The organism is Enterococcus mundtii (genome assembly GCF_003957375.1).
In the GTDB taxonomy this organism is placed as follows: domain Bacteria; phylum Bacillota; class Bacilli; order Lactobacillales; family Enterococcaceae; genus Enterococcus_B; species Enterococcus_B spodopteracolus.
Window position 1 is genome coordinate 1541641 of sequence record NZ_CP025473.1, and the last position, 16290, is coordinate 1557930.

A 16290-nucleotide genomic window follows, 5' to 3' on the forward strand; every position below is an offset into this window, starting at 1 on the left:
TTATAGAATAATCAATCTTTACGATTTTTCTTTTTATTGTAGATAAAAGTTCCAATTGCCCCACCAACGAGGGCTAAGCCAAGAACCGCTGCACTAGATTGGATCTCACCCGTTTTTGGCAAGCTTTTTGCTGCATTTCCTTGGGCTTGTTTTTGTTGTGTCGCAGAGGTAGTGGCTGTTTTCTTTTGCTGAGTATTCCCTCCGCCTGTGTTGGCATTTTCTCCTGCAGTTCCTCGTTTACTCACTGTCACTTGACTGGTTTCTGAAACTGAACCATTCGTATAAGTGATCGTGTACGTTCCTTCTTTGTTGGTATCAACGGATCCTGTTACCATGCTTTCATCAAATGCAAGGGTGAAACCTGCACGATTTGTCGCAGAAACGAAACCATCGATCGGCTTCCATGTATCACCGACATATAGCTGGAGGTCTTTTGTCACCATCGTTTCTCCGTTTTCTTTCACAACGACCATTACTTCCTCTGTCGCTCGACCGTTGGTATAGGTAAGTGGATAATCGCCTGCCTTTGTTGTATCAACAGTACCAGTCACCATCCTTTTTTCAAAAGTGAGCGTCTCACCGTCTTTATTCGTGGCAGACACAAATTGATCACTTGGATCCCATGTATCGCCAACATAGATGCTACCGTTTTGTGCTTGAATCGTTTCTCGATTTTCAACGACGGTTACTGTGATTCGTTGAGAGGCTTCTCCATTCGTATAGGTAATGACAAAGTTTCCTGTTCTTCCAGTGTCAACGGTGCCTGACACCATACTTTCGTCAAATGGCAAATTCTCACCGGCTCTGTTCGTTGCTGAAACAAAATTATCGCGAGGATGCCAAACATCACCTGTATGTATTCTTGAATCAGTTGCGTTGATCGCTTCTTGGCTCGCAACGACTATCACGGTGATCACATGGCTGATCGTCCCATGTGTATAGGTGATCTTGTATTCACCTTCTTGAGTCGTATCAACTGAGCCACTGACCATACTTTCATCAAAAGGAACATTAGTCCCAGCTTTATCAGTCGCTGAGACAAAATTATCACTTGGATTCCAACTATCGCCAACGATGATCGTTGAATCAACGACTTGAAGAGATTCCTGATTTTCTTCAACCGTGACATTGATTTCTTGACTAGCAGAACCATTGGTATAAATCACCGGATAGATACCTGCTGTTTTGGTATCGACTGAGCCGCTGACCATGATTTCATCGAATGGGATTGATTCACCAATTTCGTCTGTAGCTAATACAAAGTTGTCGATTGGCTCCCAGTTGTCACCGACATAGATCGTTGAGTCGATCACTCGGATCGATTCACTAGCGATCGGTTGCCATACATAGGTATCTGCCATACTATTTTGATAAGTCGTCATCAATGAAGAGGAACTTAATATATGGTCACCTAATGGTATCTCTTCTGTACCAGTGCCCACATTTTGCCAATAACCTGTATAATCATCCGTTGCTAACAACTCTGGGATATTGGTATCATTTAGAGAATAAAATTGGAGACCTAAAGAAATTTTAGACAATGAATTGGCACCAGCAAACATCTCTTGCTGCCATTGCACCTTGCCAGTTTTAAAATGTGATAAATCTAGCTCAGTGATATTTTGACAATTTCTAAACATTCCTCGCATGAATTGGATATTTTCTGTATCGAAACCACTCACATCGATTGCCCGCAAATTGAGACATTCTGCAAACATAAAACTCATCGTCGTCACATTGATGGTCGAAAAGTTTGAAACGTCTAATTCTGTCAAACCGGAACAGCCAAAGAACAGATAATACATGGAAGTCACGTTCTCCGTATTGAATTGACTGACATCTAATGCCGCCAAACCGGAACAGCCATGGAACATATAATGCATGAATACCACATTGCTCGTATCAAAATGACTCACATCCAATGTCTGTAATCCTGAACAGCCATGAAACATAAATGACATATCTGTCGCTTGACTCGTCACAAAACTCGACAAATCAAGTTGGCTCAATTTAGAGCAGCCACGAAACATATGACCGAAATTCGTCACGCTTTCTGTTTGAAAGCCTTTCACATCTAGTGTCGTTAAAGCAGAACAATCGTAAAACATGTAACTCATGTTCGTAACATTCGACGTAGCAAAGCTGGATAAATCTAATGAAGTCAATGCAGACATACCATAAAACATATGACTCATATCACTAACATTCGCTGTATTAAAACTAATCAAATCCAATGTCGTCATAGATGACAAGCCATTGAACATATAATTCATTGAGCGAACATTTTGCGTATTGAAATTGGAGAGATCTAATGAGGTCAGTTGGTGACACCATGCAAAGAAATAATCCATATTCATAACTTGACTAGTATCTAAATAAGATAGATTTTCGATCGTCGTTAGCTGATTCAAGTCAAAAAATAACCCTAATGACTCAGCATTTGCAACTACTGGCCCTGTAAAAATAACTTTTTTGATGAGTGAGCGGTTAGAAAACCAAGGTGCTCGAGCAGCCATCGTTGTTTCCCCTAAAGTTCCTGAGTCTATGTACAATATACCTTCTTGGTCGATCCGCCATTGGCTGGTACCGAATACGCCAGAGACAACTTGATCATCTACCTCCTGTATCTCGCAAACTGTGCGAGCATCTGGATCTGGGTTTACTGCTTCATTCGAAGCTTCAGTGACTTCTTCTTCAACAGTTGAATCCGTAGTCGATTGCTCTGTCTCGGTGGTTACATCTGTTGTCGCTTCCGTCGTTGGTTCTGTAGGAATTTCTGACGGAACAGAGCTTGAGGATTCTTGGAGTTCAGTTGCTTGCTGTTCTTTCATCTCTTCACTTTCTGTTGCTTCCATAGTGATGTCTTCTGCTTGTTCTTCAAGCGACGAACTGGCTACCTCTTCTGTTATTTGTCCACTATCTAAGTGATCAGCAAATGTGAGGATACTCTGTTGGGATACGTTCATGAGTAATAACATCGAAGCTGTCACTTTTAATATTTTTCTGTGGTCCATTGCTTATTCAACTCCTTTAATTTAGAAAGATAAAAAAACATCTAACTAAATACTAACTTATTTCAGCATAGAAAATTTTTTATTTTTTTTTTTTGAAAAAAAAATTTGAAAAGAGGTTTGTCTTTACTAAACAAGCAAGTTAAAATAAAACAATCAAATGAGAATCATGCATACGAAAGGAGTACCGAATGGACATTTTTTTTAAGCTACATGAAAGTAAACAATTGCATCGCCAAATCAAGATTCTTGCGTATTTAAGAAAAAGAAATGAGATTATTTCAATAACAGAATTAGCTCAAGAAATAGGCTGTACACCTCCCACCCTACGTACAGATATTCAGGCCTTACGTACTAAGCTACCGCCGACGATTAAATTGCTGTCAATCAAAATGATCGGTTATCAGTTAAAGATTTCTGATGGAGAAACATTGGATACTTTTCTTTTATTTCTTGCTAGAGAAACGATTACTTATAAGCTGATTGATCGTAGCTTTCGTGGTTCTCTTCAATCGTTTGAAGCAATGCGCTTAGAGTATCATTTATCAAGTTCTGCCTTACGGAAAATCATCCGACACATGAATCTTGGATTAATCAATTATCGAATACAATTTTCGCCTAAAAATGGGGATTTACTCGGCAAAGAAAATGATATTCGCTTCTTCTTTTTTTATTTCTACATGTGCTTTCGCCGAAGCATTATCGCCGATCATACATATATATTCTCTCCAGCAACACATAAGGTCATGTTTGCTGAATTGCAACAAGCATTTCAATCTCACTTACATATTAGTAATTTTCGTGCAATGTTATGGTTGTCCATCTTAAAAGAACGCTGGTTACGCAGAAAAAAAGGGGAGATTCCTGAGAATACCTTGACTACGATCCAGTCTAGAAAAAGTTTCAAAAAATTTGAAAAAAAGATCGGGCCATTTTTAAAAAAGATGCTTGGTATCCAACAGCTTTCTACGAACGAACTTGCTTGGATCTATTTAATTGTTTTGCATTGTATTTCCTACAGCTCATCACAGTGGCGCGAATCAACGACTCGCACAGCGCTTCACTATCAAGAAGAAGCAGAAATGAAAAGCTTGATCAAGCAACGATTATTGGAAGAACCACTTATTTATGGGACAAATAGCGAAGGCATCGAGCAGATGAGCGCCTATTTAGCCAATCTCCACTTGCTAAGAAACCTTACAGACCAATTTGAAAAGTATTCTCTATCTATCAATCATTTGGTGGATCACCGTTTTCAAAATCTTCACCTCTCATGGGAAAATCGCTTGATTCAGTGGGACTGGCAAGAACTCCTTCCACTCACTCACACAAAAGAGGTTGCATTATCTTTGAGTCTAATCCAATTTTCTACTCAGTCCCAAAAAGAAACAAAGAAACAACAAATCATTTTTGCTTTCCATGGTGATGCTGGCTATGATAATTTTTTGATCACGATGATCCAAAAATGGCTACCAAAACAATACGATGCTCATTTTCTAATTGATCAAGTAGTTACACAGTTAAAGATCAGTGAGTTACATGCATCTCTTGTCGTCAGTAACTATGACTTGGATGGAACGTTATCGTGCGACGTAATCCAAATCGCTCAAGTGCCTACCAAAGAAGAATGGTTGTTTTTACAAAAACAATTGATTGAACGCTCCATCCATCATTCCCTCTTTTGATTTTTACTATTTTGAAAGATATATCCAATAGAACAAAGTTCAGCAAAAAATAAGCGTCAAAAGCGATTTTCGGCTTTTGACGCTCATCGGTTGACCATGTGGTTCGAACTGTTGCACACATCGTTTTTTAAGAAATGCGATTATTTGTTATAAATTTTCGGTCCTTTTCGCATATTACGGCGATCATTCTTTGGCTCTGCCATTTTCTCCACTCTGCCGCCACCTTGCTTTTTCTTGATTATCTCAAGCATTTTTTCTTTTGAATTCATCAGTTTCCCTCATTTACTCTATTCACTATTTCGCTAGCGTGATAAACACTTGGTTATTGTAACATATTTTTTCTTGATATTTTCAACTTTATCGATTTCTTTATGGTTTTAACAGATATAGTCGCTCTCATTTAATATTTTTGTGAAGTTTTTACATTGGAATTGATTACGGATAGAAAAATTTAATTAACTCTACCTATAAAATTTTCTTACGAATATATTTTAGTAAATAAATATAGGTATTTTACTTACCATGTTGCAACTCACTTTAAGAAAAAATAACATTAAAAGATATCACTTTTTATCAAATTTCGGCCTTGCCACCAGATAAAAGATTGGTCCCAAAAATTTTTTGAAAATCTTTTCATATTTTTCAAAATCAAACATCTATTTTGTAGAAAGAATCCCTAACTTTTCTCCACCCATCCTTACAATGCGATGGTCTTCTTGATAGCCATTTCTTCTAAGATAAAATGCTTTATGACTTATACGTCGCTCATTATTGCTAGCAGTAGGATTCTCTGTTTCCGAATTTTGTACAATACAATTATTAGGGTACTTCTCTTGGATGTTTGCTTAAACATGCGCTCCGTGTTATTTCATGTTCTTTTATAGTGGATAGTTGAATTAAAAATTATTTTCTTTTTTTACAAAATATATATTTTACAGGAAGAATCTTAAAAGATAGATGTTATTTTTATGATAACTATCTTTAACTATTGTTATACTCTTTTAAATACTTTATAAATAAAGAAAAAGACGCTTACTATGACAGAAACGTCTTTTACTCTGAATTAATTTTTACGCAGTAACCCGACACATTCCACATGATGTGTTTGCGGGAATAAATCAACCGGTTGAACTTTTTCCAACTTATAACCATGTTCTGCAAACAACTTCACATCCCTAGCAAAGGTTGCAGGATTGCAGGAGATATAAACGATTCGTTCAGGAGCCATCTCGATTGCTGAATCAATAAAGCGTGCATCTAAGCCTTTTCTTGGAGGATCGACAACTAAAACAGTTGGTTTGATTCCTTTTTCTTGCCATTTTTTCATGACTATTTCAGCTTTTCCAACTTCATAATACGCATTTTCGATTTTATTTGTCAATGCGTTGAACTGCGCATCTTCAATCGCTGCTGGTACGATTTCCATTCCATAAACATTTCCTACTTGATCCGCTATAGATAAACCAATCGTTCCAATTCCTGAATACGCATCAATCACGACATCGTCTTTTTTCAATTCAGCAAATTCAATCGCTTTTTGATACAATACTTCGGTTTGTAATGTATTGACCTGATAAAAGGATTTAGAAGAAATACGATAGGTCTTACCAAGTAACTGGTCTTCAATATACGATTGGCCAAAAAGAACTTTTTCTTTTTCTCCTAAAATGACATTCGTTTTTTCTTCGTTGATATTTTGGATCACTGACACTACTTCCGGCAAAGCTTCATGGATGGCTTCAGCGATTTCTTTCGATTTGAAGAATTTTTCTTTTCGAGTGACTAAAACCACCATCATTTGATGCGTGTAATGACCTCTACGAACAATGATATGACGAATTTGTCCTTCATTTTTTTCTTCATTGTAGCCACGCACTCGGAAACGTTGCAAGATGTCTCTTACTTTAATGATGGCTTGATCGATTTGTGGGTCTTGGATGAAGAAATCTTCTATTTCCACTAAGTCATGACTATTTTTCTTGTAAAAACCAGTCACCAATTCGCCTTCGACGCGACGAACAGGAATCTGTGCTTTATTCCGATATCCTGTAGGCTCTTCCATACCGATCGTTGGTTGCACCGTGACTTCAGGCATTTTAGCGATTTTAGCTAAGACATGTTCGACTTGTTTTTGTTTGAATATTAATTGTTGCTCATAACTTAAATGAGCTAAAGGAGCGATTCCTGTACGCAATAAAACATTACTAGTGATTTCTTGACGGTCTGGTGACGTCGTCAACCAGTTTTCAACCTTACCATAGCCAAATTTATTGCCTGCTTTTACGACAAGGATCTCCACTTGTTCACCTGGCAAAGCATTTTCAATAAATAATGGATAGCCATCAATTTTCGCAACACCTAACCCCTCGTAACTTAAATCGATGATATCAACAGTATACCGTTCATTTTTATTAATTGTTTGTGTCATTTCATTACTCCTATTCTTTTGAATGGTTTCTAATTTTGTCCGTTCAACAAAGGAAAGAGCTGGGAGATCCATTCATTCCCAGCCCTTTTTTCTTCAGTCTATTGAAAAAAACAAGTAATTCTATGATCTTTGCTTTTTCCTTCGAATAGTCGTCCAATCCTGCTCAGTTCTGATCCTTGTCAGCAATTTTACCATCGCCATCGATATCTTCATCCGTCAAGCGTTCTACTTCTTTGACGAATTCTTTGCTAACTTCTTCTAGTTCTTCTTCCTCAAAACCAGTGATTGCCTCATCTGGAATTTGATCTGTGTTTGCATAAAATTCGATATGCTGATGAAGATTTTGAAAATGCATCGGAGCATTCCCACCGTATTCGCCATCTAAATTGATCATGACAGGGCGATTCGCATTGTCTTCGGTTTCAACATAAAGAGAACTTGTTTTCGTATAGATGACCCTTGGATCATCGACATGCTTCCCGCCATTGAGCATTAGGGCAGCAATGTGTAGAATCTCAAAAATATTCGCCGTTTTGACGATGATCAAAGAGAATTTTCCATCATCTAGCTTTGCATCAGGCGCAATTTGTTCAAACCCACCAACGGAATTCGTCAACCCTAAAAAGAACATCGAAGCATTGCCATTATATTCTCCTTCGTCATACTTCAAGCGCATCTTGATCGGTTTGACACGTGGTAACATTTCTGCTCCTTTTGCCAAATATGCAAGATAGCCAAAAATACTTTTCAATTCGGAAGGAACTTCGTAGGTCAATTCTGTCAAGTAGCCACCAGCTGCAATATTGATGAAATAGCTATTATCAGATTGACCGATATCCATTTTGACTGTTTGATTCTTTTTGATGACTTCTGCTGCTGCCTTGATATTATCTCGAGGAATCTTCAAGGCGCGAGCATAGTCATTGGTCGTTCCCGCTGGAATGATCGCCATTTTAGGTCTAACTTTCAATGAGGCGATACCATTAACGACTTCATTGATGGTCCCATCGCCACCAGCAGCAACGACAAGATCAAAACCTAACTCAGCGACTCGTCGTGCTTCATTTTTTGCCGAGTCCTCTTCCGGAGTCGTTGCATAAGCACTTGCTTCATAGCCCGACTCCTCCAAAGCTTGGAGGATGTCGGCAAGATTACGTTTTAACAATTCTTTACCTGAGACCGGATTATAGATCACACGCGCTTTTTTCATAGCATCCCTCTATCGTTTCGCTAATTCTTCATTTAGCAATTTGTTGACCACACCTGGGTTTGCTTGTCCTTTAGTAGCTTTCATGATTTGTCCAACTAAGAAACCGACTGCACGGTCTTTTCCGTTTTTAAAATCATCAACAGATTGTTGATTGTTATCTAAGATTTCATTGATGATCGGTAATAACTTCGCTGGGTCAGATAATTGTACCCAACCGTTTGCTTCAACAACACTTTGTGCATCTCCGCCATTCATGATCAACTCACGAAAGACTTTTTTCGCAATTTTAGAGCTGATCGTACCATCTGCGATTAAAAGAATCATACCCGCTAAGTTTTCAGGTGTTAGCTTCGTTTCAGCTAATTCCAATTTCTCACTGTTTAAGTATGCTGATACTTCGCCCATCAACCAGTTGGAAGCTTGTTTCGCATCTGCTCCGTTTTCCAATGTCGCTTCAAAGAAATCAGACATTTCTTTTGATAGCGTCAATACTTTCGCATCATACTCTGGTAAGCCTAATTCGCTGATGTAGCGTACACGACGAGAAGCTGGCATTTCTGGTAAGCTTGCTTTCACTCGTTGGATCCATTCGTCATCGATCACGAATCTTGGAATATCAGGTTCTGGGAAGTAACGATAGTCACTTGACCCTTCTTTGACACGCATCAAGATCGTCTTATTTGTCGTTTCATCAAAGCGACGAGTTTCTTGTTGGATCTCTCCACCAGATAACAATACTTTTGCTTGGCGTTTTTCTTCAAATGCTAAACCTTTTTTGACAAAAGAAAGGGAGTTCAAGTTTTTCAATTCTGCTTTTGTCCCAAATTCTTCCTGTCCATAAGGGCGTAAAGAAATGTTCGCATCACAACGCATTGAACCTTCTTCTAATTTCACGTCACTGACTTCAGTAAATTGGATCACAGAACGTAAAGCTTCTAAATAAGCATACGCTTCTTCTGGTGAACGCATGTCTGCTTCTGAAACAATCTCGATCAATGGTGTTCCTTGTCTGTTTAGATCGACATAAGAGTAACCACCGATGCCGTGCATGTTTTTCCCTGCATCTTCTTCTAAATGCACACGTTCAATGCGAATTTTTTTCTTTTTACCTTCAACTTCGATCTCGATCCAGCCGTCATGACCGATTGGTTGATCGAATTGTGAGATTTGGTAAGCTTTGGGATTGTCTGGATAGAAATAGTTTTTGCGGTCAAAATGAGTATCTTTCGAAATTTCGCAATTCAATGCTAACGCTGCACGCATCCCAAATTCTAGCGCTGCTTTATTCATTACTGGTAAAACTCCAGGGTATCCCCAGTCGATCACATTGGTGTTGCTGTTTGGTTCAGCACCAAAATGCGCAGGAGCTGGAGAGAAAATTTTTGAGTTGGTTTTTAATTCCACATGGACTTCAAGTCCAATGACTGTTTCAAAATTCATTCGGCTTTCCCTCCTAAAATAGCTGGTCGTTGACGATGGAACTCTGTCGCTTGCTCAAACGCATAAGCTGCTTGATACATTGTTTTCTCTTCGAAATAATTACCGATAATCTGTAAGCCAACTGGTAACCCTTCCGATAAGCCTGCAGGCACTGACATACCAGGTAGTCCTGCCAAGTTCACTGGGATCGTCAAGATATCACTCATATACATCGTGATTGGGTCGTTGATATTTTCACCAAGACCGAACGCCACTGTGGGTGAAGAAGGACCGATGATCAAATCATAATCCGCAAAAACTTTTTCAAAGTCACGCTTGATCAAGGTACGGACTTGGCCTGCTTTTTTGAAATGCGCGTCATAGTAACCTGCACTCAATGAGAACGTTCCTAACATGATCCGGCGTTTTACTTCTTCTCCGAAACCTTCAGAACGTGAATTGACATAAACGTCATCCAGGTTCTTGATATCTTCTGAACGATACCCATAACGAATACCGTCAAAACGTTGCAAGTTCGAACTTGCTTCAGATGAAGCAATGATATAGTAGACAGCCACGCCATATTTTGAATGAGGTAAGCTGACTTCTTCAACTGTTGCACCTAATGAACGAAATGTTTCAGCTGCTTTAAGAATTGATTCTTTCACGCCTTCATCGACACCTTCACCTAAGTATTCTTTAGGTAAAGCAATCTTCATTCCTTTAATATCGCCAGACAAGCCTTCTGCAAAGTTAGGGACAGATACGCCAGATGAAGTGCCGTCTTTTTCGTCGTAGCCACTGATTGCGGTCAATGCTAATGCGTTATCTTTGACTGTCCGAGTCATTGGACCGATTTGGTCTAATGATGAAGCAAATGCAATCAAACCGAAACGGGAAACACGACCATAAGTTGGTTTCATTCCTACGATTCCATTGAAAGCGGCTGGTTGACGGATACTTCCACCAGTGTCACTACCTAGAGAAACTGGAACTTGGCCTGAGGCAACTGCAGCTGCTGAACCACCAGAAGATCCACCAGGAACTTTTGTTTGATCCCAAGCATTCTTTGTTTTTTTGAAGTAAGAAGTTTCGGTACTTCCGCCCATTGCAAATTCATCCATGTTCAATTTACCAACAGGGATCATGTCTGCTTCGTATACTTTTTCCATGACTGTCGCATCGTAGATCGGTTCAAAATTATAAAGGATCTTTGAAGCTGCTGTCGTTAAAAGATCTTTTGTCACGATGTTGTCTTTGATACCGATTGGGATACCAGAGAGGACATTATTCTCATCGATGCCTTTTTCATCTAAAGCTTTTGCTTGGGCTAAAGCTTTCTCTTGATTTAATGTGATGAATGCATCGATCGCGGGTTCTGTTTCCTTGATGCGATCAAATGTAGCTCTCACTAAGTCTTGTGCAGTGATTTCTTTTGACACTAATAAATCGTGTAGTTCTTCTAATGAACGATTGTATAATTCTGTCATTATGCGCCAGCCTCCCCATTATCGATGATTGCTGGTACTTTGATGAAACCATCTTCTTTTTCAGGTACATTTTTTAATAATTCTTCTCTGCTCCAACCTAGTTGTGCACGGTCTTGTCGCATGACGTTGACAGTCTCAACGACGTTTGATGTAAATGGTACGCCTTCTGTGTCTACTTCTTCCAGCATTTCTACCATGTCAATGATTTTTCCTAATTGATCAGTAAAACCTGCGCGCTCTTCGTCGCCAAATTTCAATTTGGCTAACTTCGCTACATGTTTTACTTGTTCTTCACTAATCGCCATAGTACCCCTTCTTTCCTAAATGAAAACTTTGCTTCTTATTTTAACATAAGAAATTCGCATTCTGAAATTCTTTCTTGAAATTTATCTGAAAAATTATTCTGTTTCTTGGGCAGGATGACTCTCTGCTAACGCTTCAGCCATCTGATCTTCCGTCCAAACCTCGACCCCTAACTCTTGGGCTTTCGTTAATTTACTACCGGCATCTTCGCCAGCGACAACGATATCCGTTTTTTTAGAGACGCTGCCAGTGACTTTCCCACCAAGGTTTTCAATCGTTTCTTTGGCTTCTTCTCTTGTGAATCGAGTTAGTTTCCCCGTTAACACGATCGTCTTGTTTTTGAACGGCGATTCTACTTCTTTCAGCTGTGTCGAACGAATGCCTTTGTATTCAAGATTGACACCTGCTTGTTTAAGTTCTTCCATCAACTCGTGGACTTCTTCGTTATCAAAATAAGTCACTACACTATCTGCAATGATATCACCGATTGTATCTAATTGGATGATCGATTCAAAATCACTGCGACTCAACGTTTCTAAATCGCCAAAATGCTCCGCTAAGATTTTCGCTGCTTTTGCACCAACGTGACGGATACCTAAACCAAAGATCAAACGTTCTACCGAGTTCTCTTTGCTTTTGTCGATCGCTGTTAAAATATTATTCGCTGATTTTTCTTTGATTTTATCTAACGTCAATAATTCTTCTTCTGTTAGTTTATAGAGATCAGCAACATCCGCGACTAGTTTCTTCTCGTACATCTGTTCCAAGACTCTTGGGCCTAAGCCATCGATGTTCATCGCATTTCGAGAAACGAAATGATTCAGTCCTTCTTTCATTTGTGCGGGACACTTCGGATTGATGCAACGCAAGGCAACTTCTTCATCTAAATGAACCAACTCACTGTGACAGACAGGGCAATGTTTAGGCATTTTATAAGGCTCGCTGTCTTTTGGACGTTTATCTAAAATGACTTGTGCGACTTCAGGGATGATATCCCCTGCCTTGTAGATTTGGACAGTATCATTCAAGCGGATATCTTTCATTTGGATATAATCGCCATTATGCAAACTGGCGCGACTGACTGTCGTTCCAGCGACACGTACCGGTGTCATGATCGCTGTCGGTGTCACTACACCCGTTCTGCCGACCGTCCATTCGATTTCTTCGATGACCGTCTCTACTTCTTCAGGCGGAAACTTATAGGCAGTCGCCCAACGTGGGGCTTTGACCGTAAAACCTAATTGGTCTTGCAATGAAAAATCATTGACTTTAATAACGATCCCATCAATCTCGTAAGGCAAATCTTTTCGTTTTTCATGGTATTCTTCAATGAACGCCCAAACTTCGTCGATTGAATGACAAAGACGTTTTTCATGGTTCGTATGGAAACCGATCTTGTCTAATTCTTCTAACGCTTCGTATTGCGTAGAGGCTTGCATCGGTCCAAAATCTGCTACGGTATATAAGAACGTATCAAGATTTCTTTTCGCTGTGATCTTGGAATCTAACTGGCGCAATGAACCTGCTGCAGCATTACGTGGATTGGCAAAAACTGGTTTGCCTTCTTCTTCATTTTTTTGGTTCAATTTAACGAATGAACGTTTCGGCATAAAACATTCACCACGTACTTCGATACTCATCGGTTCTTTTAATTTGATTGGAACAGAACGCACCGTTTTTAAGTTTTCTGTGATATTTTCGCCGACCGAACCATCTCCCCGAGTCGCTCCCCGTACAAACTCACCATTCTCATATCGCAAAGATACTGATAAACCATCGATTTTCAATTCACAACAATAATCGACTGGACGGCCGATTGCTTTTTGGACGCGTTGATCAAATGCTAACAGTTCTTCTTTATTGAAGACATCGTTCAAACTATATAATGGAATGTCATGTGTGACTTTTTCAAATGAGGAAAGAATCTTTCCACCTACTCGTTGGGTCGGTGAATCTGCGGTGATCAGATCTGGATATTGTTCTTCGATCGCCACTAATTCGGCATAGGTTTTGTCGTAGATATAATCTTCTACCGTTGGCTGGTCCAACACATAATACTCACGAGACCAACGATCTAACTGCATTCTGAGTTCTTCTGCTTTTTTTGTCGCTTCATCGATCGTCATTTCGTGTTCCATCTTTTTCTCCCCCTATTGAACTAAACTTTTTCGATTGGTGCAAAAGCAGCTAATACACGCTTGACTCCTTGACTTGGAAATGCAATATCAAGCTCAAGGTCTTTTGCATCACCACTAACTCTAACTACTGTACCAGGTCCCCATTTTTTATGTTTGACTTTATCTCCTGGCTTCCAACCACCTGTTTCGCCACCTGTAGCGACTTTTGCTGATACGCCTGCTTTTGTCGGTTGTTGGTACTTAGGTGTCGCATTATTCGCACGAAAAGGCGACGGTTGAGAGGTATTGGAGCTTGGACGCATTCCATGGATATCTAATAATTCTTGATCGATTTCTTCTAAAAATCGTGAAGGTCGATTATATTGCGTACGACCATATAAGGTCCGTGAAAAAGCATTGGTCATAAATAATGCTTCTTCCGCCCTAGTGATCCCTACATAGGCCAAACGGCGTTCCTCTTCCAGTTCACTTTCCTCCATCAATGCACGAGAAAGTGGAAAGACACCTTCTTCTAGACCAATCAAAAAAACGACTGGAAACTCTAGACCCTTAGCAGCATGTAAGGTCATCAATGTCACTTGCTTCGTTTCTTCTTCTAAGCTATCGATATCTGATACAAGTGCAAGGTCATTTAAAAAGACGACCAGTTTGTCCTCTGGCGAATCAGCACTCTCTAGCCCCTCTTTTTCAAATTGTTTATCAAATTCTTGAGTCACCGTCAAAAACTCTTCCAAGTTTTCTATACGTGCTTGGGATTCTAACGTATTTTGGATTTTTAGATCATCCAAATAGCCACTACGTTCTAAGACTTCTTTGGTTAACTCTGTAACGGTCAAATAAGGGATCATTTCAGTCAATTGATGCATCATCTCGCCAAAAGAGCCTAACTGTGTTCCTGCTTTTCCGCCGATGTTCGCTAACTCAACATTTCTTGCAGCCTCTAGCAACGGCCATTCGTGCATCGTGGCAAAGCTACGAAGTTTTTCCACCGATCCTGGTCCAATCCCACGTTTTGGTGAGTTGACGATCCGCTCAAAACTCAATGAATCTTGAGGATTTGCCATCACATTAAGATACGCCAAAACATCCTTGATTTCTTTTCGATCATAGAATTTGTGACCTCCAACCATTTTGTACGGAATATTGGCTTTTAGTAAGGTTTCTTCCATGACACGCGATTGGGCATTTGTTCGATAAAGAATAGCAAAGTCTCCATAATTGCGACGATTCGTCTGGATCTCTTCTTGCATTCTTTCTACAATAAAACGTGTTTCGTCACGTTCATTGTCTGCTCGATAGTACGTGATTTTATTACCGTCTTGGTTTTCTGTCCAAAGATTTTTGGGTTTTCGATTGCGGTTGTTTTCGATGACTTGATTCGCTGCATTCAAGATCGTTTTCGTCGAGCGATAATTTTGTTCTAACAAGATCACCGCAGCATCTGGATAATCTTTTTCAAAATCCAAGATGTTTTGCATATCTGCTCCACGCCAGCCGTAAATACTTTGATCTGCATCCCCAACTACACAAAGATTTCTGAACCGTCCAGCTAATAGATTAACTAGCGTATATTGTGCGTGGTTCGTATCTTGATATTCATCTACATGGATGTAATGGAATTTATTTTGATAATACGTCAATGAATCTGGATGCTCGTCAAATAAACGGATCGTATTCATGATCAGATCATCAAAATCCATACATTGGTTGTATAGGAGTTCCTTCTGGTACGCTGCATAACATTTTGCAACAATTTCTTCATAGTAACTGCCTTGCATCTTGGCAAAAACCTCTGGTGACAACAAACTATTTTTTGCTTGCGAGATCGATCCTAACAAGCTTCTTGGATCGTATTTTTTAGGATCGATATTCAAGTCTTTCAAAATTCGTTTCATCAATGATAATTGTTCCGAAGAATCAATGATCGTAAAGTTTCGATTGTAGCCGATATAATCCACATCTCGTCTTAAAATACGGACACACATCGAGTGAAAGGTAGAGACCCAGACATCTTCGCCACCTGTTTCTAAAATGGCATTGACCCGTTCTTTCATTTCCTTCGCCGCTTTATTGGTAAAGGTGATCGCCAAGATATTCCATGGATTCACTTCTTTTTCTTCAATCAAATAAGCGATTCGATGAGTCAAAACACGTGTTTTCCCACTACCGGCACCAGCCATTAATAAAAGCGGGCCATCTGTATGTAGAACCGCTTCTTTTTGACGAGGGTTCATTCCCTTTAATAAGTTTTCTTTGGATGACATTCACAACATCCTTTCTATTATCAATCCTTCTAATTATAGCATTAACCCCCTATTCGATAAAGGGAATCTTCTTGTAAAACGTCTTCAACATCACATTAGTCATTGATTCAAGATTAGTCTAACGCATGGTTGAATCACTTCAGCAAAAAGCCAGAATTTGAGACAACATGAAGGGTCACTTAACGTTTTTGCGATACTATTCTTCAGTCACTAGAAATAATTTTTCAACCTATTGAGAATACCAGACCAATTACATCTTAGAGAATCAGATTTGATTATCTACTAACACAAGTAAAAAAAAGAGGAGTGGGACATTAGTTCTCCCCCACGCCTATAACCGAA

At 39.4% G+C, this 16290-nt stretch carries 10 protein-coding genes; 1 reads left to right on the forward strand and 9 read right to left on the reverse strand.

What is annotated here, in order from left to right:
• Nucleotides 1-11: 11 nt before the first annotated feature.
• Nucleotides 12-3014: a bacterial Ig-like domain-containing protein gene (locus tag CYK55_RS07650; RefSeq protein WP_126134138.1), complete on the reverse strand. Its 3003-nt coding sequence runs from the start codon at nucleotides 3012-3014 to the stop codon at nucleotides 12-14.
• A 188-nt stretch (nucleotides 3015-3202) separates the two neighbouring features.
• On the opposite strand from CYK55_RS07650, the gene CYK55_RS07655 reads away from it, so the two are divergent.
• Nucleotides 3203-4696, forward strand: a complete 1494-nt coding sequence (locus CYK55_RS07655; protein ID WP_034689570.1) for a helix-turn-helix domain containing protein — start codon at nucleotides 3203-3205, stop codon at nucleotides 4694-4696.
• A gap of 140 nt (nucleotides 4697-4836) precedes the next feature.
• Here CYK55_RS07655 and CYK55_RS13955 read toward each other — a convergent pair whose 3' ends face one another.
• From CYK55_RS13955 to pcrA, 8 genes are all read right to left on the reverse strand, one after another.
• On the reverse strand, nucleotides 4837-4965 hold the full coding sequence (locus CYK55_RS13955; protein WP_034689573.1) for a hypothetical protein: 129 nt from the start codon (nucleotides 4963-4965) through the stop codon (nucleotides 4837-4839).
• Nucleotides 4966-5759: 794 nt separating this feature from the next.
• On the reverse strand, nucleotides 5760-7124 hold the full coding sequence (rlmD, locus tag CYK55_RS07660) for a 23S rRNA (uracil(1939)-C(5))-methyltransferase RlmD (protein WP_034689574.1): 1365 nt from the start codon (nucleotides 7122-7124) through the stop codon (nucleotides 5760-5762).
• A 163-nt stretch (nucleotides 7125-7287) separates the two neighbouring features.
• Nucleotides 7288-8334 (reverse strand): diacylglycerol kinase, encoded by a 1047-nt coding sequence (locus CYK55_RS07665; RefSeq protein ID WP_034689577.1) that lies wholly within the window; start codon nucleotides 8332-8334, stop codon nucleotides 7288-7290.
• Nucleotides 8335-8343: 9 nt separating this feature from the next.
• Nucleotides 8344-9774: an Asp-tRNA(Asn)/Glu-tRNA(Gln) amidotransferase subunit GatB gene (gene gatB, locus CYK55_RS07670; protein ID WP_010735264.1), complete on the reverse strand. Its 1431-nt coding sequence runs from the start codon at nucleotides 9772-9774 to the stop codon at nucleotides 8344-8346.
• Nucleotides 9771-11243 carry an Asp-tRNA(Asn)/Glu-tRNA(Gln) amidotransferase subunit GatA gene (gene gatA / locus CYK55_RS07675; protein ID WP_034689580.1) on the reverse strand — a complete coding sequence of 491 codons (1473 nt, stop codon included), beginning with the start codon at nucleotides 11241-11243 and terminating at the stop codon, nucleotides 9771-9773. Before gatA ends, gatB begins: the two co-directional genes overlap by 4 nt.
• Entirely contained in the window at nucleotides 11243-11548 is a 306-nt protein-coding gene (gene gatC / locus CYK55_RS07680) for an Asp-tRNA(Asn)/Glu-tRNA(Gln) amidotransferase subunit GatC (protein ID WP_034689581.1), read from the reverse strand. The genes gatA and gatC overlap by 1 nt, the downstream gene beginning before the upstream one ends.
• Before the next feature lie 93 nt (nucleotides 11549-11641).
• Entirely contained in the window at nucleotides 11642-13684 is a 2043-nt protein-coding gene (ligA, locus tag CYK55_RS07685) for an NAD-dependent DNA ligase LigA (protein WP_126134139.1), read from the reverse strand.
• A 20-nt stretch (nucleotides 13685-13704) separates the two neighbouring features.
• Nucleotides 13705-15948, reverse strand: coding sequence for a DNA helicase PcrA (gene pcrA / locus CYK55_RS07690; protein ID WP_034689583.1), 2244 nt, complete (start codon nucleotides 15946-15948; stop codon nucleotides 13705-13707).
• Nucleotides 15949-16290: the final 342 nt, after the last annotated feature.

Bases quoted from the DNA above. Each gene is read 5' to 3' on its own strand.
- CYK55_RS13955 (WP_034689573.1), bottom strand. From the start codon at position 4,965: ATGAATTCAAAAGAAAAAATGCTTGAGATAATCAAGAAAAAGCAAGGT.
- CYK55_RS07665 (WP_034689577.1), bottom strand. From the start codon at position 8,334: ATGAAAAAAGCGCGTGTGATCTATAATCCGGTCTCAGGTAAAGAATTG.
- ligA (WP_126134139.1), bottom strand. From the start codon at position 13,684: ATGGAACACGAAATGACGATCGATGAAGCGACAAAAAAAGCAGAAGAA.
- gatB (WP_010735264.1), bottom strand. From the start codon at position 9,774: ATGAATTTTGAAACAGTCATTGGACTTGAAGTCCATGTGGAATTAAAA.
- rlmD (WP_034689574.1), bottom strand. From the start codon at position 7,124: ATGACACAAACAATTAATAAAAATGAACGGTATACTGTTGATATCATC.
- gatA (WP_034689580.1), bottom strand. From the start codon at position 11,243: ATGACAGAATTATACAATCGTTCATTAGAAGAACTACACGATTTATTA.
- pcrA (WP_034689583.1), bottom strand. From the start codon at position 15,948: ATGTCATCCAAAGAAAACTTATTAAAGGGAATGAACCCTCGTCAAAAA.
- CYK55_RS07655 (WP_034689570.1), top strand. From the start codon at position 3,203: ATGGACATTTTTTTTAAGCTACATGAAAGTAAACAATTGCATCGCCAA.
- CYK55_RS07650 (WP_126134138.1), bottom strand. From the start codon at position 3,014: ATGGACCACAGAAAAATATTAAAAGTGACAGCTTCGATGTTATTACTC.
- gatC (WP_034689581.1), bottom strand. From the start codon at position 11,548: ATGGCGATTAGTGAAGAACAAGTAAAACATGTAGCGAAGTTAGCCAAA.